This is a genomic window from Candidatus Firestonebacteria bacterium RIFOXYD2_FULL_39_29 (genome assembly GCA_001778375.1).
In the GTDB taxonomy this organism is placed as follows: domain Bacteria; phylum Oederibacteriota; class D2-FULL-39-29; order D2-FULL-39-29; family D2-FULL-39-29; genus D2-FULL-39-29.
The window spans coordinates 1-21,374 of record MFGV01000084.1; the positions used below are offsets into that span (position 1 = coordinate 1).

The window sequence follows — 21,374 nt, forward strand, 5'->3', positions numbered from 1 at the left end:
AAATGTTTAAGTTCGGTTAAAAAACCGCTTCTTGGTTCCAGTTGTCAAAGAACGGTGTTTCTAGAAATAATTGCGACACAGTCTGAATTACGAATGACAAAGGACAATACAAAGAGGTATATTAAATATTTTTACTACATTATATTGTAATTTACCTTATAGTTCTTTTATCACGGCAGCTAATTCTTTAACTGACTTTTTTAACTCTTTTAAGCTGCCGTCATTATAGATAACAATATCGGCTTTTTTTATTTTTGTTTTTAAAGGGAGTTGGCTTTTTATTCTTCGAAGAGTGTCAGCCCTGGTGTGCCCGCTGTTTACAAATCTTTTTATCTGATTTTTTTTTGATGAGACAACCGCGACAATAACATCCGCCATTTTCTGCATTCCGGCTTCAAATAATAAAGGCGCTTCAAAAAGAACAATCCGGGATTTTTTCTTAAACGTTTCAACATTTTTTTTCATCGCAGAAATGATCTCCGGATGTGTTATATTTTGCAGCTGTTTTCGCCTTAAGGGATTATTAAATATTATCGCTGCCAGAATTTTTCTGTCTATTGTGCCGTTTTTTGAAAGAATGCGATTACCAAACTTCTTTATAATATTTTTATATGCAGGCATTCCGGGTTTAACTATGCGGCGAGCTATTTCATCCGCACTGGTAAAATATTTAAAATCTTTTCTCAGGAGTGAAACCACAGTGCTTTTTCCGGTTGCAACTCCTCCGGTTATACCGATAACTATATTTTTACTTGCACTCACACCAGTTATCCCCCGAGCTAACATCAACTTTGACAGGTACTTTTAGCTTAACAACATTTTCCATAGTTTCTTTTACAAGTATTTTCAGGCTTTCCACATCTTTTTCAGGACATTCAAGAATAAGCTCATCATGTACCTGAAGCAAAAGGCGTCCTTTGAAATCTTCTTTCTTCATTATACAATATAGTTTAACCATTGCAAGTTTAATAATGTCTGAAGCCGAACCTTGTATCGGGGCGTTTATAGCGACTCTTTCCGCAAATTCCCTCGTGTTCTTATTACTACTATCAATATCAGGAATATACCTTTTTCTTCCAAGCAGGGTCTCAACAAAACCGGATTTTCGGGCTTTTTCCTTGGAATCCTTAATAAACTTCTCAACCCCCGTATAATTTTTGAGATAGCTGTCTATATATTTCTGCGCTTCCGTCCGGCTTATTTTTAATTGTTTTGCAAGACCAAACGCCGAGATTCCGTATATTATGCCAAAATTAACGGTTTTAGCAATGCGCCTTTCGTCGCCTGTCACCGCTGCTTTTTCCATATTAAATATTTCGGAGGCAGTCCGGCTGTGAACGTCCTCATCTTTTTTAAAAGCATCTAAGAGGTTCGCATCCCCGGAGAAATGCGCGAGAATTCTTAGTTCAATCTGCGAGTAATCCGCAGAGATTATTTTCCATCCTTTTTCTGAAGCTATAAACGCTCTTCTGATTTCTTTCCCGATTTCCGTTCTGACCGGAATATTTTGTATATTTGGATTTAAACTTGACAATCTTCCGGTTGCCGTACCTGTCTGATCAAAAGAAGTATGAATTTTATTTTCTTTATCCGCCAGCAGCGGCAGAGCATCAATATAGGTGTTTTTAAGTTTTGTTAATTGCCGGTATTCCAGTAAAAACGCAGGCAGGGGGGATTTTCCTGAAAGTTCTTCCAGTACTTCAACATCCGTAGAAGCCCCGGTCTTTGTCTTTTTTATAACCGGAAGTTTAAGTTTTTCAAACAATATTTTTCCAAGCTGCTGCGGCGAATTGATATTAAACTCCCCGCCTGCCAGCTCGTAGATATTTTTAACCAGACCTTCCAGTTTTTTTTCTATTTCAACGGACAGTTTTTTTAAGTAGGGAAGATCCAGCTTAATACCGGCTTTTTCCATAGAAGCAAGGACCGGAACCAGGGGCATTTCTATATTTTCAAATAAGGGGAGAAGATTTTGCCCGGCCAGCTCTTTTTTAAGTATTTCTTGCAGAGCAAGAAGAAAACAGATCTCCTCGTTTTCAGCGGGATTCTTGGACAAATATCTGAATATTATTTCCGCGGGAGTATAGCTTCCCCGGTCGGGATTCAAAAGATACGCAGCCAGCAGGCAGTCAAAAACCTCTTTTACCGGTATTTCACCGTTATACTCTCTAAGAAAATTCTTATAATCAAAGAAGGTCAACGATATATTATTATCCGAAAAAATCCCTTCTGTTGACGTTTTATCAAAATCCAGTACGGACCCGCTTTTGTCGGCATAAGAAAAATATATTTTTCCGGCCTTCAGTCTTACGGCTGCTTTTTTGTGAGTTATTATATTATTAAAAAGCTCTTTTATCTCTTCTTTGTTTTTCAACTCTGAAATATTTGATTTTTCTTTTACTTCTTCTGAAAAAAGATCTATTTCCACGGCCGGGGCAGAGACATATTTGAGTTTTCTGAATTCTTCCCTTAACGAGGTAAATTCCAGCTCCCCCAGTTTAGAAATAACCGCGTTAACATCCGGATCTTTCACTAAAAGATCTTCTATTTTTATCTCAAGCGGCGGCTCTATAAGCGTCGCCAGCTGCCGGCTAAAATAAGCTGATTCCCTGCCTTTTAGCAGTTTTTCCCTTAATTTATCACTCTTTACTTTTTCAATATTGGCATAAATATCATCGAGACCTTTAAATTCTTTAAGCAGTTCTGAAGCCGTCTTTTCTCCAATACCGTCAACTCCGGGTATATTGTCGCTTGCATCCCCAAGAAGCGCCAGAAAATCAATCATTTGGAGCGGTGTTATTCCGTATTTTTCTTTTACTTTTTCAGAATCATATATATAATCATCTTTATGGGCGCTCATTATTTGAATATTATCGTTAACAAGCTGGAGAAGGTCTTTATCTCCGGTTAAAATTGTAACGCTAAGCCCCGACTTTTCCCCTTTTTTTGCAAGATAAGTTATTATATCATCAGCCTCATAACCTTGAAGTTCAAAAGACGGCATATTAAAACTCTTTATCAAATCTTTTGTTACGGGCATCTGAATAATTAATTCTTCCGGAGGCGGCTCTCTGTGTGCTTTATAATCCTTAAAAGCCAGGTGCCTGAAGGTAGGGCCTTTGGTATCAAAAGCAAAGGCAAGGTAATCCGGTTTATATACTTTAATTATTCTAAATAAAAGACGCGCAAACCCGAACACTGCATTGGTTGGCGCGCCTTTTCTGGTTCTTAAATTTTTTATAGCATAGTAACTGCGATACAGGTACGAATTACCGTCTATTAAAAACAGCTTTTTCTTTTTCTCTGTCATCTGACAATCCCGCTTTTAGGGTTCAACCGCCGCTTTTTGTTTGACAGGTAAAACAATATTTTGCCTGAGGCAATACTCCCAGACGGTCCTTGTTAATCTTTTTATTGCAGGATTCGCAGGCTCCAAATTTTCCAAGACTTATTTTCTCGAGGGCATAGTCAATTTCTTCAATCTGTCTCTTTTCGGTATCGCTCAAATTATGTAAAAATTCCGTATCATAGGTGTCGCTGGCCAGGTCCACAGAATCTTTAACCTCATTAAAATCTATTTTTTTACTGTCATCAAGATTTTTATTAAGCTCCTCTATAAATTCTTTTTTCTGAGAAAGGAGGAGATTTTTATATATTTTCAGATCTTTTGCCGGAATTTTTACAATTTTTACTGCTTTTGCAGGTTTTACCGCGGCAATTTTTTTTAATTTTACAGCTTTTACTTTCTTCGGCTTTAATGCCGTTTTATTCTTCTTCTTCTTCATTTGATATCTCCTCAAAATGACAATCTTCGAAATAAATACACTTTTTGCAGCAGCCATCAAGCAATGTTCCGGCTTCGCTGCAGTTTTCATAGTACGGACATTCATCGCAGCAAAATAGCAAGTTTGTGATCCTCCCTTCTTGATAAATATTTCAGCTCGTTTCAGCCAAATTAAATCCAAGACCTCTGACTTACAAAATGACTATCCTTTGTACCCTATTATCTTGCTAACTTCAAGTATATTATTCATTAATTCCGGCTCATGTTTGGTCTCGTGAACAACCTTAATAAAATTGAGATTTTTATCATCCTGTCCGTTAATGATGGTCCCCATTTCTTTTAAAAACATAAGGTAGTCGTAAACTTCTTTTGTAATTCTTTCGCCGGGAGCCAGGAGAGGAATCCCCGGAGGATAAGGACAAACAACTTCAGCGCTTATCATGCCGATAGACTCTTTAAAATGCACCTTTTTTGTAATAGAGAAGGAAGCTTCACGAGGTGTTAAGACTACCTCGGAGACAATATTCGGAAACTGTACACTTCTGATGGCATCTACAACTTTTTCATTTTTAACATAATTCTTTTTAATATCTTTAAGGGCATAGTTAAGCTTGTATATATCATTTTTAGTGTTTCCCAGGGTAATTATCGCAAGCAAACTTGTCGGGGTGGCAAACTCCACCTGAATATTGAATTTCTTATTAAGGAGTTTTTGTACCTGATAGCCTGTATCCCCCACTCCGGTTGCGTCAATATTTAGTTTTGTGACATCAATACCAAAAATGCCTTCACGGCCTATAGCCTCGCGGCCAAAACACCCTATTCCCTGAGCTTTTATCCCTTTTCTTGCTTCTTCCGCCAGCGCAATGACTTTTGAAAGAATCTCCCTTCCCTGTGTCGCCATCTGCATCCTTGCAACATCGAGCGATGCCATCAAAATATATGAAGGTGAAGTAGTGTGTAAGAGCTGGAGTATTCTTTTTAATTTCATAAGGTCGACACTTTTTCGCGCAAAAAGCATTGAAGCCTGCGTCATTCCTGAAATAATTTTATGACTGCTCTGGACACAGATATCAGCACCCGCTTCCATAGCAGAAGTCGGAAGGTCAGGGTGAAATTTAAGATGCGGACCGTGAGCCTCATCCACCATAATAATTTTTTTGTGATTATGCGCAATTCTTACAATCTCTCTTATATCTGTTGTTATACCGTTGTAAGTAGGATTTGTTACCAGTATTGCTTTTACATCAGGGTGCAGGTGTACTTTTTCCATAACTTCTTCGGGAGTAATATTGGTAATAACGCCCAGTTCCTTATCAAACTTGGGATAAATATAAATCGGAATGGCACCGCTTAGTATTACCCCGGCTATTACGGATTTGTGGGCGTTCCTCGGGATTATTATTTTATCTCCCGGCATACAGGCAGAAAGGATCATCGCTTGATTCCCTATGGTCGTGCCGTTTACCAGTAAAAAAGAGAAGTCCGCACCGTAAGCTTCCGCCGCAAGTTTCTGAGCTTCCTTGATTACAGTCTTAGGATCCTGCAGAGAATCCACTTCTTCAAGAAGGGTAAGGTCAATATCGAATATCTTTGCTCCGACAAAATCTCTGAATTTTTTTGGTATACCGTCCCCATGCTTATGCCCCGGCGTATGAAAAGATATTTTCTTTTGCTTTGCATAGTTAACAACAGCGTCAAACAACGGTGTCTTTAACTGCCTCTCATAAAAGTCCATTCCTGCTCCCGCCCCGGATAGAGGCAACAAAAACTATTTTCTTAAGAATTCAAACCGCCTGATTTCATATCAGCAATTCATTATATTTTTCACGTCAAGCATTAACTTTGTAGTAAAGTATATCACTTTTCAGAAGAATGTCAATACTTTTTGAAGACAGGAAAATTACTGCAGTTACAGGAGGCGCATGTCTTTAGTCCGTATTAGACAGATAATATTATTTTCTTACTTCGAATTTTAGAGGAAGACGGAAGGTTACTGCTTTTCCCATTTTTCCGGGCAATGGCCTGAAAGGTGACGCAGCTTTTACGGTACGAACTGCTTCATTATCCAGGGCATCGTCGCCCGACGAATAAAGTACATTTATTTTATTTAATATTCCATTATCTTCTATGGTTATCTCAAGCAGGGTTTTTCCCTCGCTGCCTTCTTCCAGGGCTTTCTTCGGATATCTTTTTAATCTTTCTATTCTCTCCTTAAAAGCAGAGAACCAAGCAGCAGTCTCCGGATCCGTATCGGAGAACCCGCTGCCGTCTCCTGTTTCGGCAGTTCCGGTCTGTGAAGGGCCTGAACTTTCTCTTTTTTCAAAAGCAGTATTGCCAACCGTTTCTACGGGGGCTTTTAATTCCTCATTTACAGTTTGTATCTCCGCTTTAATAATGGGGACTGTTTCCAATGCCTTTGTTTTCACTTTATTAACAGGGATATAGATTTTTCCCTGATAATAGCTGACTTCAATAATACGGCCAGTACTCTCCTTCTCTTTTTTTGAGGGAGAAAGCGAAAGCGCCGCAAACAGAAGCGCATGCAAACCTATGGAAATCGCTAAAAATATTTTCATTTACTAGAAAAAGACTCCTCAAATGTAAACCTAGAACCAAGGACCCAGGGCCCAGAACCTGCTCTTTACCGTTAGAACGTCAGTTTCACCCCCGCATTTAACGTTCTTCCCGGAAGCGGGTAGCTTTCTCTAAGTTCATAAACAGTATTCAAAATATTTTTCGCCGAGAAAATAAGCGTCACCTCTTTTATAATCATAAGGTCTAATTTCGCATTTAAGGTAATAAAACTCGGGAGTGTTGTGACGGTACTTGCCTGTCTGACATCATAATATTCCGCATCTATTTTTAATTTCTGGCCAAGTAATTCATAGGCAACTCCAAGATTAGCTTTATTTTTTGGCCTGTATAAAAGTTCCAGATTTGTAATTTTATTTAAAGCCACCAGCCAGGTATGTCCGGCAAACACATTGAGATTTTCAGCACATTTAATTTTAAGTTCTGATTCCACACCGTAGGTCTCTGCTTCTCCTACATTCGAGGGGGTCCAATCAAAAGAAGTCATATAGGTAGGATCTATAGGCGCCCAGTCTATAAGATCCTTTATCTGATTATTAAAATATGTAGTAGTTAAAATAGCAGACCTTCCGAACTCAAGATTTAAACCCGCTTCAAAAGAATTAGTTTTCTGCGGCAGTAACAAAGGATTCCCCGGCCCGCCCATAGCAGAAGTCGAATACAGTTCGGAAAAAGTCGGAGCTCTGAAAGAAGTGCCATAGGAGGTTCTTATCTGCACCCCGTCTTCAATATTATATACAAGCGCAAGCATTGGATTAAATGAATCACCATAAATAGAATGACTGTCATAGCGCGCAGAAGCAGTAAATATCCAGGAACCGAGAAGATCGATTATATCCTGCGCAAAGCATGATTTTGTTGTGGCATTGTGGTCTCCCATCCAATTTTGTTCATTCACACTATAATTGCCGCTTAAACCGATCGTAAATATATTAATTCCGCCAAAATCGTAAGTATAGGTTGTTTCGGTAAAAAAGTTTCTTTCTTCGCTCAAGGTAAAAATACCCGGCTGGAAAAAATTCAAAATACTTTTGCTCCCGTTTATTTTTACCCTAATATCGGAATCTTCGGTTAGAGGCAGGCGATAATCCACCCCGGCATTCAACCTTTCCATTTGCTGGCGGTCTAAGGGGGTCAACCAGAGCAAGGAACCGGGAGCACCGCTGTCGCTCTTGTAAGCCGTAAGGAGGGTTTTTAACGTATGATTTTTTGCAAAATCATATGAAAGTGAAAGACTCAGGTCATTGCTTAAAACATCACTATTCACCCTCTGACCGTTGGTAGCAAGATGCGAGCCTGAAAGATTCAAAGAAAGACCGCCCAGGTTATCTGAATATGAAGCCCTGAGGTCTTTAGTTGCAAACGAACCGTAAAAAGTTGAGATCTCCAGTGACCGTTTTTCTACACGGCTTTTAGTTATAATATTTATAACTCCGCCCGCCGCGTCCGCTCCGTAAAGCGAAGAGGCCGGACCCTTCAACACTTCAATTCTTTCTATGTTATCAAGAGGCAGCGAGGAAAAATCAACAAGGCCCTGATATGAAGAGTTTAACCTTACACCGTTTATAAGCACCAGAGTTCCTTCAGAGCCGATTCCACGGATCATAACGCTTTGCGTCTGTCCAATTGCTCCGACTTTTCCCGAGTCAACACCGGGAATCTCAGAAACTGCCAGACCTGCATTCTTATCCCCGCCGTTTGCAACTTTTGAATCATCAACTATAGCAAGCGAGCCGGGAGATTCCCTAAGCGCTTTTTCCACTCTGGAACCGGTAACAACAATATCATCCAGCTGGAAAAACTCTTTTTCAGGTTTAACCGTGCCACTATCTTCCGCAAAAGCAGATACAGCAAGTACCAGTACGAGCAATAACTTTTTCATATTAAAATCCTCCTATTTAATTACAATGACTATTGACTAATTACTAATGACTATTTAATGAGGATTATTATATATGCTGTTTACAGCTTCCTTAAATAGTCATTAGTCACTAGTACTTAGTCATTAATATTTTAATTTTATTGCAAAAATTAACAAGGCTGCAACTTCCGTCACTTCCACCGTGAAACCGAAAATATCTCCTGTAACGCCGCCAAGCTTATTTTTAAAGTATTTCATGATAATCAGCGCCGCTGCTGCCGCGCAGACAAAAGCAACAAGACCCCGCAGGCCGAAAAACACTGAAAGAAGCAGGGCAAATGCAGTTATTATTATGAACTGCGTGTTTGTAATGTTTTGACAGTATACCTTCCCCATTCCGTACTTTTTAGCATAGGGAGAATATTTCATTAATATTGTCATGGAATATCTTCCCAAAACAGGGAAAAGTAATAATGCTGGATAAACATTGTAAAAGGAAAGTTTTATTATAATAATTACTTTTAGAAGTAAAATAAAGGCTGCCCAGGCTGCCCCTTTTGCGCCGGTTGCGCTGTCTTCCATTATCCTGAAAATATCTTTTTTTGTTCTTCCGCCGTATAAACCGTCTACCGTATCCGTAAACCCGTCAAGGTGCAGGGCTCCGGTTAAAAGCAGATATACACCGATAACAAGGACCGAAGGAAGCAAAAATACAAATATTTTGCTGAAAACAAAATATGATAAGGCCAGCAAAGCTCCTATTATAAGTCCGACAAGAGGATAATAGGTAACCGATCCCGGGAGTTCATTTTGTTTTATATTTTTTATTTTAAACGGAATATTTGTCAGGAACTGTAAAGCAATAAGAAAACTTTTCACTTCTTTACCTCCAGAGGGATCCCTGATACCAGAAAAAACACCTTTGCTGCACGTTCTGCAAAAATACGGTTAACCCGGCCCTGAATATCCCTGAAATCCCGGCCCAGCTTATTATCCGGGACCAGTCCCATACCTACTTCATTTGAGACTGCGATAACTTCCGCTTTTGCACCGGCGCAATACTTTGCAATTTCTTCCGCCGACGTCAATATCTCTTTTTCTTTTTCCCCTTTCATCATCCTATTCGACACCCAGAGAGTCAGACAATCAATAAGAATAACCCTGTTTTTTTTATCCCCGCTTTTTACAGACTTTAAAAGATCAAGAGGTTCTTCCACAGTGCACCAGCCTTCCCCCCGCTGTTTTTTATGCCTCTTTATCCTTTTTTTCATCTCCTCATCCAACCCTTGCATGGTAGCAATATACACCCTGTCTTTTGCACTCTTTACAGCCAATTCCTCCGCAAAAGAAGATTTCCCGCTCCGCGCACCACCGGTGATGAAGGTTAAGCTACTTACTTGGGGCATACTCTTTGTTTCCATGCAAAAGCTCCTGTACTGCCATGAAATTACTAATGACTATTGACTAATGACAATTTAATGAATACGGCAAAGTACCGCCGTAGCATTTAATAAAACAATATATTTATGTAGGCGGAAAGCTTTTTTCCGCCATCCTAAAATAGTCACTAGTCATTAGTACTTAGTCATTCTATTTATTACTCACTCCTGCACTTTCAAACGTTGCCATTTCATTCAGGATCTTCACCGCCGCTTCAATAATACTCATAGAAAGCGCCGCGCCGGTACCTTCTCCGAGCCGGAGCTCAAGGTTTAATATCGGCTTAAGCTTTAAATGCTCCAGAGCAAATTTATGTCCGTTTTCTACGGAATTATGAGAGGCAATTATATATTCACCGGCTTTCGGTTCTATACCCACTGCGATAAGTGCGGCCGCTGTTGAAATAAAGCCGTCAATCACCACCGGTACTTTTCTCATGGCTCCGCCGAGTATCACTCCTGCAAGCCCGCCTATTTCAAATCCCCCGACCTTAGAAAGAACATCTATCGCATCCCTACGGTCCGGCTTATTAACCGCTATTCCCTTTTCGATCAGCGCTATCTTATTTGCCAAACCTTTATCATCAATTCCTGTTCCCCGGCCTGTCACTTCTTTCACTGCTTTCCCCGTATATATGGAAGTAATCGCCGCGCTAGGGGAGGTATTTCCAATTCCCATATCCCCAGTACCGATAATATCCAATTCTTTCTCTATAAAGACAACATCAATACCTGCTTCTATACTTTTAAGAGCGTCTTCCCTAGTCATCGCAGGACCTGACGTAAAACTTTTTGTTCCCATACCGATTTTCTTATCAACCAACCCTTTTATTCCTTTAAAATCATAATTAACACCCATATCTACAATGATAACCTTCGCTCCAACATGCCTGGCAATAACATTTATTCCCGCCCCGCCGTTTAAAAAGTTAAGCACCATTTGCGGGGTTACTTCCATAGGATAGGCTGACACTCCTTCCCTCGCAATCCCATGATCTCCTGCCATAGTAAATATAACTTTATTATTTAATACCGGATTCTTCTTTCCGCTTATAGCTACAACTGTTTTCGCAATCTCCTCAAGCCGCCCCAGACTACTGAGAGGTTTTGTAAGAAAATCCAACCGTTTTTGCGTAGCTGACAGCAGGTTCTTGTCTGTACCGGATATCTTTAGTTCATGTTTACCTATTTTCATTTATACTCCTTTAAAATAATTACAAAGTACGAATTACAAACTACAATATATGGTGTTATATACATATTTATTAAATATTGCGGGAGCTTTTCCCGCATTCATAAAATTGTCAATTGTCATTCGTCAATCGTAATTTTTTTTTAGTACTCTATTCCTTTCCTTGCCGACACCCCTTTATCATACGGGTGCTTTATTGCTTTCATTTCTGTTACCATATCGGCGGTTTTTATTATTATTTTTGAGGCATTTCTTCCGGTCAAAACCAGTTCCGTTGTTTTTGATTTGTTTTTTATTAAATTCAACAGCTCTTTTTCGCTTATTAATCCTCCAAAAACACAATTACTTATTTCATCCAGGATAACCAGATCGTATTTCCCGTTCTGACTTGCATCTATTGCTGCATCGAACAGAAGTTCCGCATTCATTTTAAGTTCTGTCAAAGAAATATTTTTATCGAACATCGGATGCGTTTGGTCATTTCTGAATATTTTAACATTCTTAAATTTCTTAGAAAGCACAAGCTCTCCGGTTTTATTTCCGTTTGCTTTTAAGAATTGAAAGATTGCGATCTTAAAACCATTCCCGGCCGCCCTAAGCGCCAGACCGAAAGCCGCAGTGGTTTTTCCTTTCCCTTCCCCAGTATATATTTGAACCAGCCCCTTTTTTAATTTCATAGCAACACATTCCCCTTTATCAGATTTACGTTAACGCCATAGACATCTTTTATTATTTTTCTCGTAACTACTTTTTTTGCCGTTCCTTCCGTATAGATCCTCCCCTTTTTTAAAAGTACCAGCTTTTTGCAGTATTTCGAAGCAAGATTAATATCATGAGAAATCATAATTACCGTTATTTTTACATTTTCATTCAACTTTTTTACAAGTTCAAGAATATCATACTGATGATTGATATCCAGATGACTTGTCGGTTCATCCAGTAAAAGGACTTTCGGCATTTGCGCTAAGGCGCGGGCAATAAAAACCCTCTGCCTTTCCCCGCTGCTTAATTCATCAATGTTCCTGTCTTTAAAGCGTGAAATATCCGCAAGCTTCATCGCGGAATTAACAATATCAACATCCTCTTTCCCTTCCCAGGAAAACCTTTTAATGTACGGAGAGCGCCCCATCATCACAATTTCAAATACCGTAAACGGAAATATAATTGTTTCATCCTGCGGGACCATAGCAATATTTTTGGCAACAAACCCGGTATCCAGTTTAAATATATCCTGACCTTTGAAAAACACATTCCCTGCTCCGGGTTTTAACCCTCTGCAAAGCATTTTAAGAAGTGTTGTTTTACCCGAACCGTTAGGCCCTATTATCCCGATAAAATCAGCTTCTTCAACAGAGAGATTGATATTATTCAACACCTGCTTTTCCCCGTAGCCGAACGTTATGTTTTTTGCTTCAAGTATTTTCACTTTTTCCTCTTTAAAAGATACAAAAATAACGGACCGCCTAAGATCGCGGTAACCACTCCTGTAGGTATTTCTGACGGTGCTATTACGCTCCTGCAAAGCGTATCCGAGAGAATTAAAAATATTCCACCGAGGAGTGCAGAGACCGGTATAAGAATACGGTGATCCGGCCCGACGATCATCCTTGCTATATGAGGAATTATCAGACCTACAAAACCAATCAGGCCGCTTACGGATACGGCAAGAGCCGTGAGCATAGAAGTCAGAACAAAGAGCATTTTTTTTACTTTTTCGGTTTTTACTCCAAGAAAAACCGCAGTTTCTTCTCCAACAGCAATAATATTCAGATCATTGCTGAACATGTAGATGACAAACATTAAAAGCAAGGCGACCGGGGTAATATAAGGAAGCAGATCATAGTTCGTATTATTTAAAGTACCCATCATCCAAACCACCACTTCTGCAAGTCCTTTATTTGAAACTGTGATAATAAGCATTATAAGAGCAGAAAAAGAAAAGTTAATAATAACCCCTGAAAGAAGTAATGTGTGTAAAGAGATCTTCCCTTTATTCCGGGCCAGACCATACACTAAGAACATTGATAAAAGCGCACCTGCAAACGCGGCAAAAGGGACTACAGGAACTCCAAAGAAGAAAAACGGCAAACTTGAAAGTATTATAATAGCAGCTCCAAGCGCCGCACCGCTTGAAACCCCTAGAAGATAAGGATCCGCAAGCGGATTTTTAAGAAGACCCTGAAATACCGCGCCTGAGACCGAAAGTGAAGCACCGACTAAAAGAGCCAGCAAAACCCTGGGTATCCTGACTTTAAAAAGTATATCAGAGATAGTTTCATCCCAGGTAACAGGAATATACCCGCTGACTGCCGGTATTTTAGAAAGCATTATCTTAATTGCCGCACCCGGCTCAATAAAAACACCGCCTATAAATATCCCAAGGAAAACACTCGAAATTAAAAGTATTATTCCAAGCAGTATGTAAGTTTTAAATCTATTTTTCATTTTACCTTTTGAAAACGATTCCACTTCCGCCAGTTATATAGGGCGGATCTCTCGAAGAGATTGCAACTACAAATCATCAAATATATTGCTCCAATAGTTTTTTTGTTATCTCTCGTGTTTTCTGCACTTCTCTCCGTCTTTGTTTTTCCGTTATTGCGATATCCTTCATGTGCGGTTTAAGTTCAAGTGTGGCCACGCAGCCTTTCGCAAGCTTCTTTGAATCTTTCAATATTTTAAAAACCTCAGCATAATCCATATTTCCTCTCCCTAAAGGGAGGTGCGAATCTTCTTCGCCGTTGTTGTCATGGACATGCAGCTCGACAACGGAAAGCGGCAGCGAGTTGATATACTCGGAAATATTTTCTTTATCAATAAGTCCTTTTTTTACCGCAATATTCATATGCCCGAGGTCTAAAAGAATCCCGAGCCGCTTTGACTTTATCGCTTTACTTATTTTTTGAAAATCAGAGATCTTTGAATTAACTGTCCAGTTTTCAATACCTACTTTAACTCTTGAGATATTCTTTAGAGTAAATTTGAGCGCCTTTATCGTATTATTCGCATTATAAACCACATCATGCCTTTCCCCAACTTCATCAAAAGCAGGGTCAAAACAGATATTTAAAACATGTTTTTCCATTTTGTTTCTTTTTATAAAACCTTTAATGTTATCCAGTCTGGTTTTCAGATCTTTTAAAAACCTTTTTTTTTTCATGGAGAAGAACGCCAGATGAAAAGTAACAACTAATTTATTTTTCTTTATCGCCTCCGCAACGGCTTTTTCACTTGCATCTTCAAAGGAACTACCTAAAAAACTAATGGACGTAAATCCCATTCCGGCTAAATGGTCAATTGTATTAATAATGGACTTTTTTCGTATGTTCCAGATAGCGATACCAATCTTCATTGAGTCAATTTTCCTTTCTTAAAATAATTTTGTCATTGCGAAACCTGCCTTTTGGTTGAAGCAATCTCGTTTTTTTATAGATTGCTTCGTCGTAAAAACTCCTCCTCGCAATGACAGAGCCCCAAATAAAAATGCACCTGCTTGTATTTTCACATACAAGCGAGGTGCACCCGTTCTAACTTGGCCCGCTAATTAAAAAACCGTTTATCCTTTGTTCCTCGAAGGAGACGGTGATTCATTTTACGGTAAGGTTTTCTGGCTCGAAGGTCCAACCTACTCTTCCGCCTTCCCGTCCGCCGGAGGCGAGACAGTGGCTCTGGAATTTCGTTCCTTCTTACAGCACCGGGAGTGCGCCGGATTCACACCGGCTTCCCTACACCGCAAAACAACTACGCTTGTATTCTAGCCAACATAATATTTTTTGTCAATACAATTTTATAATTTTATAAATAAAGCAAGCGCAAACTGTAGTTGCCTGATTTATCAGGCGCTCGATTAATCGAGCAACTACAATATATATTGTTACTATAAATATTTTCGGCTTTTGGCACATCCACATAAGCCTGAGGGATGTTCATATTTTATAGAACCATCAATACAATAGTTCCCATTATAAGCAAATATATGGAAAAATAATGGAGTTTTTGTTTTTGGATGATATTTACGAGGAGCTTTGTGCAGAAGAAGCCGGTTATCGCGGCAACTAAAAGGCCTGTCAGGTAGACGGATATATCAATATTGACCATATCTGCTTTTGTTAGATGCCTTGTTTCTATTACTGCGGCTCCCAAAACAGCAGGAATGGAAAGGAGAAAGGAGAACTCAGCCGCAAACTTCCTGTCAAGCTTTGCAAATAGACCTGCTGATATAGTGGAACCGGATCTGGAAATTCCCGGGATTATCGCGATACCCTGGATAAGCCCGACAAATAAAGCATTAAGCCAGGTCATTTCTTTTTCTGTTTTATTGCCGGTTTTTACCCTTCCTGCAAATAATAATATTATTGCAGTGCCAATAAGCGCCGCTCCGACTAGTTTTACATCGGTGAACATTTTTTCAAAAACATCTTTAAATGCAACACCTATGACACCGGTTACCGCTGTGGCAGTAAGGACCAGCATCAGCAGTTTTATATTTTTAAATATCTCAACTATCCGTTTTCTAAAATATATCACAACCGCAAGGGCCGTACCCAGGTGAAGCGTCACATCAAACAGTATTCCCGGCTGGGAGAAGTTCTTAAATAAACTTTGTATCACAACAAGATGCCCCGAGGAGCTCACAGGGAGAAACTCTGTGAGACCCTGAACTATTCCGAGAATGATGGATTCAAGCAGTGTCATATTAACTCCAATAACTAAGATTTAAGCACTAAATTCTAAACAATCACTAAGACTTAAATTCTAATCACTAAACTAAACCGTTGTAAGATATTTATTTTTTTGTTGACAATATGTTTCAATGATTTTGTTTATCTCGCTATGGAAACGAATGTTTTCATCTATATATATTTCTAATCGAGAAAAGCTCTGCTTAAAATTTAGTGCTTAAATCTTAGTAATTCACAATCTTAAAATATTTTAAGATTGGCCTCCATTCTCTTAATGCATTCTGCTGAGCCCAGGGCGGGGAGGACATTTGCAAGCTCTTCACCGTGTTCTGCGCCGGTAATGGCGATACGGATGGGCATAAACAGGTCTTTGCCTTTTACTCCTGCTTTTTTTCCGGCTTCGGCAATGAGCGCTTTACAGTTTTCCTTGGTTATCTCCGTTGCTTTCAAAACTTCAATGAAGGCATTAATAGTCGCAGCGGCATTATTTATTCCGCTCCAAACGTTTACGGCAACCTGATCAACGGCTTTTGCTTCAGTAAAAACGGAAGCAAGCTCGGGGATCATATTAAAGGATTTAACACCCGTCTTTATTTTAAGGAGAACATCTTTCTTCCACTCTTCGCTCTTCTCGATCTTTGCAAGATACGGGAGAGCATGTTTCAGGTAAACTTCTTCCGGCAGTTTCATAATATATTCGTGGTTCATCCAGACAAGTTTCTTCTCGTCAAAAATAGAACCGGAATGTCCGACATCTTTAATATCAAAACTCTTAAATATCTCTTCTTTTGTTTTTATCTCCACGCCGTCTTTCGGATACCAACCAAGAAGGGACATGTAGTTAAACATTGCTTCAGGCAAAAATCCTTTGTCGCGGTAAGCAAGAAGAGATGTTTCCCCGTGCCTTTTTGAAAGCTTGCTCCTGTCAGCGCCGAGGATCATGGAAAGATGCGCAAACTCCGGCAACGGAAATCCAAAAGCCTCATAGAGCAATACCTGGCGGGGTGTATTTGAAAGATGGTCTTCACCTCTGATAACATGCGTGATTTTCATAAGATTATCATCAATAACGACAGCAAAGTTATATATAGGTACTCCGTCCGAACGGGCAATAACAAAATCCCCTATCTCTTTCGTGTTAAACTCCACAGGCCCTCTTACCAGGTCATCAAACTTTACGATAACATTTTCAGCTACTTTAAACCTTACAACAAACCTTTCTTTCTTCGCAAGTTTTGCCTGTATTTCCTGTTCTGAAAGTTTTGTACATTTCCCGCTGTATTTATAAGGCATACCCGCCTTAACGGACTTTTGTCTCTCAACTTCCACTTCTTCAGGAGAACAGAAGCAATAATAAGCCTTTTTCTCCTTTAAAAGCTTGTCTAAATACTCATTATATATAGAAAGCCGCTTCATCTGGGTATACGGCCCAAACTCCCCTTTTTCGTTATCAATTCCAAAATATCCTTCATCCCAATCCAACCCCAGCCACTTGAGCGACTCGACTATGACTTTCACCGCTTCAGGCGTAGACCTCTCCTGATCAGTATCCTCTATCCTGAGAATAAACACCCCTTCGGTCTTTTTAGCAAAAAGATAATTAAAAAGCGCCGTCCTGGCATTCCCTATATGCATGTACCCCGTCGGAGACGGAGCAAAACGTACTCTGTTTGTCATTGGTTTATCCTTTTAAAATCTTCTTTAGTTTCTTCTTTATATCTTCAACTTGTTTCTCCGTCAGCTTTCCTTTTCTTACTTTTTCCGGAATCTGCCAAATGGGGAGTTTTTTGTATTTATCATTCTTATATCTCGGTATTACGTGCCAGTGGATATGATGCGTGATGTTGCCGAGGTTCTCATAGTTAAACCTTTCAGGTTTGAAGGCTTTGTCTATTGCAGCCGTCACCCGCATCATATCTTCGTACAAACATTTTTGAACCTTCATCGGGAGTTTATGTGTATGTTCTTTGTGACTTTTTGTAAAGAGAATACAATATCCTTTAAAATACTGCCCTTCTGCCAAAATTACGTAGGACTCTTTTAATTCTGCAATTATCGGACAGGGTACTTTCTTCTTATATTTTACGATAGCTTTGCAAAAAAAGCATTTCTTCATTTCTTAAACATCCATTTTCTTTTTCTGGTTAGATTTACTATTGCGTGGGCTTGCATCGCTTTTTGGGTGCCGATATCTCCGAGCCCTTTGGCAGTGGTGGCTTTTATAGAGACTTGTTCCGGTTCAATAGAAAGCATTTTAGCTATATTTTCTTTCATTTCCCCAATGTACTGGGAAAGCTTTGGCTGCTCTGTCATTATTACAGTATCAATATTTATAATTTTATAATCTTTTTTTAATTTGTTTCCGACATGCTGTAATAGAATCAAACTGGAAGCGTCTTTATTTTCCGGCCGGTCCACGCCGAATATGAGACCAATATCACCTTCATCCGCCGCGCCAAGCAAAGCATCAATTATTGCGTGACATAAAATATCCGCATCGGAATGCCCGTCCAGTCCGAGATGAAACGGAATATGCACTCCGCCGAGAATAAGATTTCTACCGTGTTTTAGTTTGTGAATATCAATGCCAAGACCTACGAGATTTGTGGACATAATAACTCCTTATAAATAATGACTATTGACTATTTATTGTTGGCGGAGAGAAAACTTCCGCCTTCATAATATTGATATTTTTAAAATATTGCGGCGGCACTTTGCCGCATTCATTAAATAGTCATTAGTCACTAGTCATTAGTACTTTCTTAGAAATAGCCCCTTAAAAGCAGCAGTATTATTTCCCCGTTAAATCCCGCAATTACCGGGACTAAAAGATTATCATCCAGCTTTTTCACTGCCGTTTCTACAACCGTGGCGGTGACTGCCATGACAGCAATAATAAGCCACATAGGGTCTCCCGCGGGAAGCCACCAACAAGTGTCCCACCACATTCTCCCGTTAACCGGCAGACGTAGAACCATAAAACCTATCAAAAAATCAACGGCTAATTCCGCTAAAAATCCTTCCCATGCTTTTCCTTTTATATAAGGAAGGGGAGTCTTTCCAAATTTGGTCCCTACTAACGCAGCTGTCAAGTCTCCAAAAGTGACCATAAGAATACCGGCTGCAGCAATACGAAGATCAAAAATAGCCAGGGAAATAATAGACCCGAGCAAAAAGTATATTTCCGCGCCCATATGATGTTTTTCTTTGTCTCTTCTGTACTCCCAGAGTTTTCTAAGGAACGGAATTTTTGCGCCCACCTCTACTCTTGCATACTCAAGCTCGAAAAGAATTATCAACATGAAGGAAAGAAAGAGCAGGGCAACTTTATGATTGACCTCTTTTGAGACAAGGACATAGGCAATGAGGAAAATTACCGAAAAAAGGTGGATGGACTTTCTTATTACTTCCTTCTTAAAACTCCATTTTTTTTCTTTTTTCATGACCAATCAGGCAACACTTACCGCATTTCTGCCGGCATGTTTAGACTTATACAGCGCTTTATCCGCTTTTACAATAAGGCCCCTGCCGTCAATAATGGATTTATCCCAGCCGGCCACGCCGATAGAGAGCGTAACCCTGATGATCTGTCCCTGATAATGGAACTTAGTCTGCGCAACAAACTGCCTCAGGCGGTCTCCCAGCCTCTTTGCGCTTTCAACATCGGAAATGGGGGCTATTATGGAAAACTCATCCCCGCCGTAACGTCCGATAACATTGATCTTTCTTGTGTTTTTCCTGATAAGTTCAGAAACTTTTACCAGGATATAATCCCCTGCATCGTGGCCGAAAGTATCGTTAATTTTTTTAAAGTGATCCACGTCCACCATTAAAAGCGCAAGAAGTCCGCTGTACTTTTTAACTCTTTCCACTTCACGGTCCAGGAAGGTTTTAAAATACTTTTGCGTAAAAACATGAGTAAGCCCGTCTCTGGAAACTTCCAGCTTAAGCTGCTGTGTTTTTAACTGGGCTTCCGCCAGGTCTTTTTGTACTTCCCTTATTATATCTCCATAAGTAATAATGCCGACCAGCCGTTTATTTTCTATTATCGGAAGGCGCCTTATCCGCTTTGCCGCCATAAACTGCATCGCATCGCGGGTTTCCATCTTGGGAGACATGGTAAAAACAGGCGCAATCATTATATCCGCCGCTTTTTTTTGCCCAAGCAAATTACACCCGTACTGGCCGATGAAACTCACGATATCTCTTTCCGTGATGATCCCGAGCACCGTTTTATCTTTAACAATAACAACGGAGCCGATCTTATTCTTTTCCATAAGACGGCAGATCTCTTGTATTGATATATTTACCGGCGCAGTAATAACCGACCGGGACATGATGTTAAGTATTTTCAAATTAACCCTCACAAAATAATAATTTATCCGTCCGCTGTAAGCGAGACGAGATCTCTCCAAAACTTTATTTTGGAGGACAGTGTACAGTTTACAGTTTAAATATATTACGTGAGCAACGTGATAACGTGTAACGTTCTAACGTATTCTATTTTTGTTCTATCGCTTTCTTCATCCTTGCAACGCCATTATTAATATTGTCAAGACTGCTGACATAAGAAAGGCGGATATACTCGTCGGTTTCACCTTCATTCTTCGGGCCAAAATATGTACGCGCAAGCACGGCAACTCCGGCTTTATCCAGAAGGAACGCCTGAAGAGCTTTTGAGTCCTTCAAACCGAGATTTTTACAGGCCTCGGTAACATTCGGGAATGCGTAGAAAGCTCCTTTGGGCATCTGGCATTTAAAACCTTTTATATCGTTCAGAAGTTTTACGATAAGATCGCGTCTCTTTTTGAATTCCACCACCATTTTAGCCGCTTCGCCCTGGTCACCAAGAAGCGCTTCCACACCGGCATGCTGTACAAAGGCGTTGGTGCAGGAGTTAGCATTGGTCTCCAGCTTTGCTATAAGCGGGGCGAGTTCTTTAGGCATAAGGCCATAACCAAGACGCCAGCCGGTCATAGCGTAGGTTTTGGAGAAACCATCCACCACTATGGTCCTTTCTTTCATTCCCGGAAGAGAGGCTATGGAGACAAATTTGTCATCATACAGGATCTTGCCGTAGACTTCATCGGTGAGTATCCAAATGTTATATTCTCTAGCAAGCTTCGCTATTTCCTCAAGATCATTTTTGGAAAGCACTCCGCCTGTCGGATTCTGCGGTGAGTTAAGCACTATCATTTTTGTTTTTTTATTTACCAATTTCTTTAAAACATTCACATCAAAGGAAAACCCGTTCTTCTCCCATAGCGGAAGAGCAATTGATTTTGCCCCTACAAAGTTAGCCACTGATTCATATATAGGATAACCCGGATTCGGATATATAACCTCATCTCCTTCGTCAACAAGCGCCATTATAGCGTTAAAAAGTATAGGTTTTGCGCCCGGGGAGACTACTACTTCATCAGCATCGTATTCCATACCGCGAAACTCCCCGGAAATCTTAGCTATCGCCTGCCGGAGAGGCAGTATACCGTTGCTCGTCGTATAATGTGTCTGATTATTGTTAAGAGCCTTAATACAAGCCTGCTTAATATTCATAGGTGTATCAAAATCCGGTTCCCCAAGTCCAAAGGTAATGATATCCTTACCTTCTAATCTTAATTTCCCGACTAATGCCGCAACTTCAAATGCTGTCTCTGTCCCAAGCCTGCTCATTCTTTTTGCTAACTGCATATTATCCTCCAATTTGCCCGCTATATACGGGTTTTTTGTAATTTTAACAATTTAGCCCTATTTTACAGTAAAAATAGCTGTATTTCAAGACCCGATATTCACTAAGGAAGGCAGAGATTCTGAATCAGAA

The 21,374-nt window shown here is 39.9% G+C and carries 20 protein-coding genes and 1 other annotated feature; all 20 genes read right to left on the reverse strand.

Features of this window, described 5'->3' with window-relative positions; genetic code table 11:
- Positions 1-156 precede the first annotated feature (156 nt).
- Complete coding sequence (locus A2536_07940; GenBank protein ID OGF44635.1) at positions 157-786, reverse strand: dephospho-CoA kinase; 630 nt, start codon at positions 784-786, stop codon at positions 157-159.
- Positions 749-3,310: a DNA polymerase I gene (locus A2536_07945; GenBank protein ID OGF44636.1), complete on the reverse strand. Its 2,562-nt coding sequence runs from the start codon at positions 3,308-3,310 to the stop codon at positions 749-751. Before A2536_07945 ends, A2536_07940 begins: the two co-directional genes overlap by 38 nt.
- A gap of 22 nt (positions 3,311-3,332) precedes the next feature.
- Positions 3,333-3,785, reverse strand: a complete 453-nt coding sequence (locus A2536_07950; protein OGF44637.1) for a hypothetical protein — start codon at positions 3,783-3,785, stop codon at positions 3,333-3,335.
- 201 nt (positions 3,786-3,986) lie between these two features.
- The gene (locus A2536_07955; GenBank protein OGF44638.1) at positions 3,987-5,522 is read right to left on the reverse strand and encodes a hypothetical protein; all 1,536 of its coding nucleotides are present in this window, start codon (positions 5,520-5,522) and stop codon (positions 3,987-3,989) included.
- A gap of 217 nt (positions 5,523-5,739) precedes the next feature.
- The gene (locus A2536_07960; GenBank protein OGF44639.1) at positions 5,740-6,363 is read right to left on the reverse strand and encodes a hypothetical protein; all 624 of its coding nucleotides are present in this window, start codon (positions 6,361-6,363) and stop codon (positions 5,740-5,742) included.
- Positions 6,364-6,434: 71 nt separating this feature from the next.
- Positions 6,435-8,261 carry a hypothetical protein gene (locus A2536_07965; protein OGF44640.1) on the reverse strand — a complete coding sequence of 609 codons (1,827 nt, stop codon included), beginning with the start codon at positions 8,259-8,261 and terminating at the stop codon, positions 6,435-6,437.
- 123 nt (positions 8,262-8,384) lie between these two features.
- A complete protein-coding gene (locus A2536_07970; GenBank protein OGF44641.1) occupies positions 8,385-9,119 on the reverse strand; it encodes a cobalamin 5'-phosphate synthase in 735 nt (244 codons plus the stop codon).
- On the reverse strand, positions 9,116-9,661 hold the full coding sequence (locus tag A2536_07975; protein ID OGF44642.1) for a bifunctional adenosylcobinamide kinase/adenosylcobinamide-phosphate guanylyltransferase: 546 nt from the start codon (positions 9,659-9,661) through the stop codon (positions 9,116-9,118). Before A2536_07975 ends, A2536_07970 begins: the two co-directional genes overlap by 4 nt.
- A gap of 169 nt (positions 9,662-9,830) precedes the next feature.
- Positions 9,831-10,874 (reverse strand): nicotinate-nucleotide--dimethylbenzimidazole phosphoribosyltransferase, encoded by a 1,044-nt coding sequence (locus A2536_07980; protein ID OGF44643.1) that lies wholly within the window; start codon positions 10,872-10,874, stop codon positions 9,831-9,833.
- Positions 10,875-11,014: 140 nt separating this feature from the next.
- Entirely contained in the window at positions 11,015-11,548 is a 534-nt protein-coding gene (locus A2536_07985) for a hypothetical protein (GenBank protein OGF44644.1), read from the reverse strand.
- Positions 11,545-12,297, reverse strand: a complete 753-nt coding sequence (locus A2536_07990; GenBank protein OGF44645.1) for a hypothetical protein — start codon at positions 12,295-12,297, stop codon at positions 11,545-11,547. Before A2536_07990 ends, A2536_07985 begins: the two co-directional genes overlap by 4 nt.
- Complete coding sequence (locus tag A2536_07995) at positions 12,294-13,316, reverse strand: hypothetical protein (GenBank protein ID OGF44693.1); 1,023 nt, start codon at positions 13,314-13,316, stop codon at positions 12,294-12,296. Before A2536_07995 ends, A2536_07990 begins: the two co-directional genes overlap by 4 nt.
- Positions 13,317-13,392: 76 nt before the next feature.
- Positions 13,393-14,223 (reverse strand): hypothetical protein, encoded by an 831-nt coding sequence (locus A2536_08000; protein ID OGF44646.1) that lies wholly within the window; start codon positions 14,221-14,223, stop codon positions 13,393-13,395.
- Positions 14,224-14,471: 248 nt separating this feature from the next.
- Positions 14,472-14,598: a binding site (cobalamin riboswitch), on the reverse strand.
- 206 nt (positions 14,599-14,804) lie between these two features.
- Positions 14,805-15,566, reverse strand: a complete 762-nt coding sequence (locus A2536_08005; protein ID OGF44647.1) for a hypothetical protein — start codon at positions 15,564-15,566, stop codon at positions 14,805-14,807.
- Positions 15,567-15,793: 227 nt separating this feature from the next.
- Positions 15,794-17,230, reverse strand: coding sequence for a glutamate--tRNA ligase (locus A2536_08010; protein ID OGF44648.1), 1,437 nt, complete (start codon positions 17,228-17,230; stop codon positions 15,794-15,796).
- 4 nt (positions 17,231-17,234) lie between these two features.
- Positions 17,235-17,669, reverse strand: coding sequence for a hypothetical protein (locus A2536_08015; protein ID OGF44649.1), 435 nt, complete (start codon positions 17,667-17,669; stop codon positions 17,235-17,237).
- The gene (locus tag A2536_08020; GenBank protein ID OGF44650.1) at positions 17,666-18,166 is read right to left on the reverse strand and encodes a 2-C-methyl-D-erythritol 2,4-cyclodiphosphate synthase; all 501 of its coding nucleotides are present in this window, start codon (positions 18,164-18,166) and stop codon (positions 17,666-17,668) included. Before A2536_08020 ends, A2536_08015 begins: the two co-directional genes overlap by 4 nt.
- Positions 18,167-18,315: 149 nt before the next feature.
- Positions 18,316-18,996 (reverse strand): hypothetical protein, encoded by a 681-nt coding sequence (locus A2536_08025; protein ID OGF44651.1) that lies wholly within the window; start codon positions 18,994-18,996, stop codon positions 18,316-18,318.
- A 6-nt stretch (positions 18,997-19,002) separates the two neighbouring features.
- The gene (locus A2536_08030; protein ID OGF44652.1) at positions 19,003-19,890 is read right to left on the reverse strand and encodes a hypothetical protein; all 888 of its coding nucleotides are present in this window, start codon (positions 19,888-19,890) and stop codon (positions 19,003-19,005) included.
- A 163-nt stretch (positions 19,891-20,053) separates the two neighbouring features.
- Complete coding sequence (locus A2536_08035) at positions 20,054-21,244, reverse strand: aspartate aminotransferase (protein OGF44653.1); 1,191 nt, start codon at positions 21,242-21,244, stop codon at positions 20,054-20,056.
- Between the last annotated feature and the right edge of the window lie 130 nt (positions 21,245-21,374).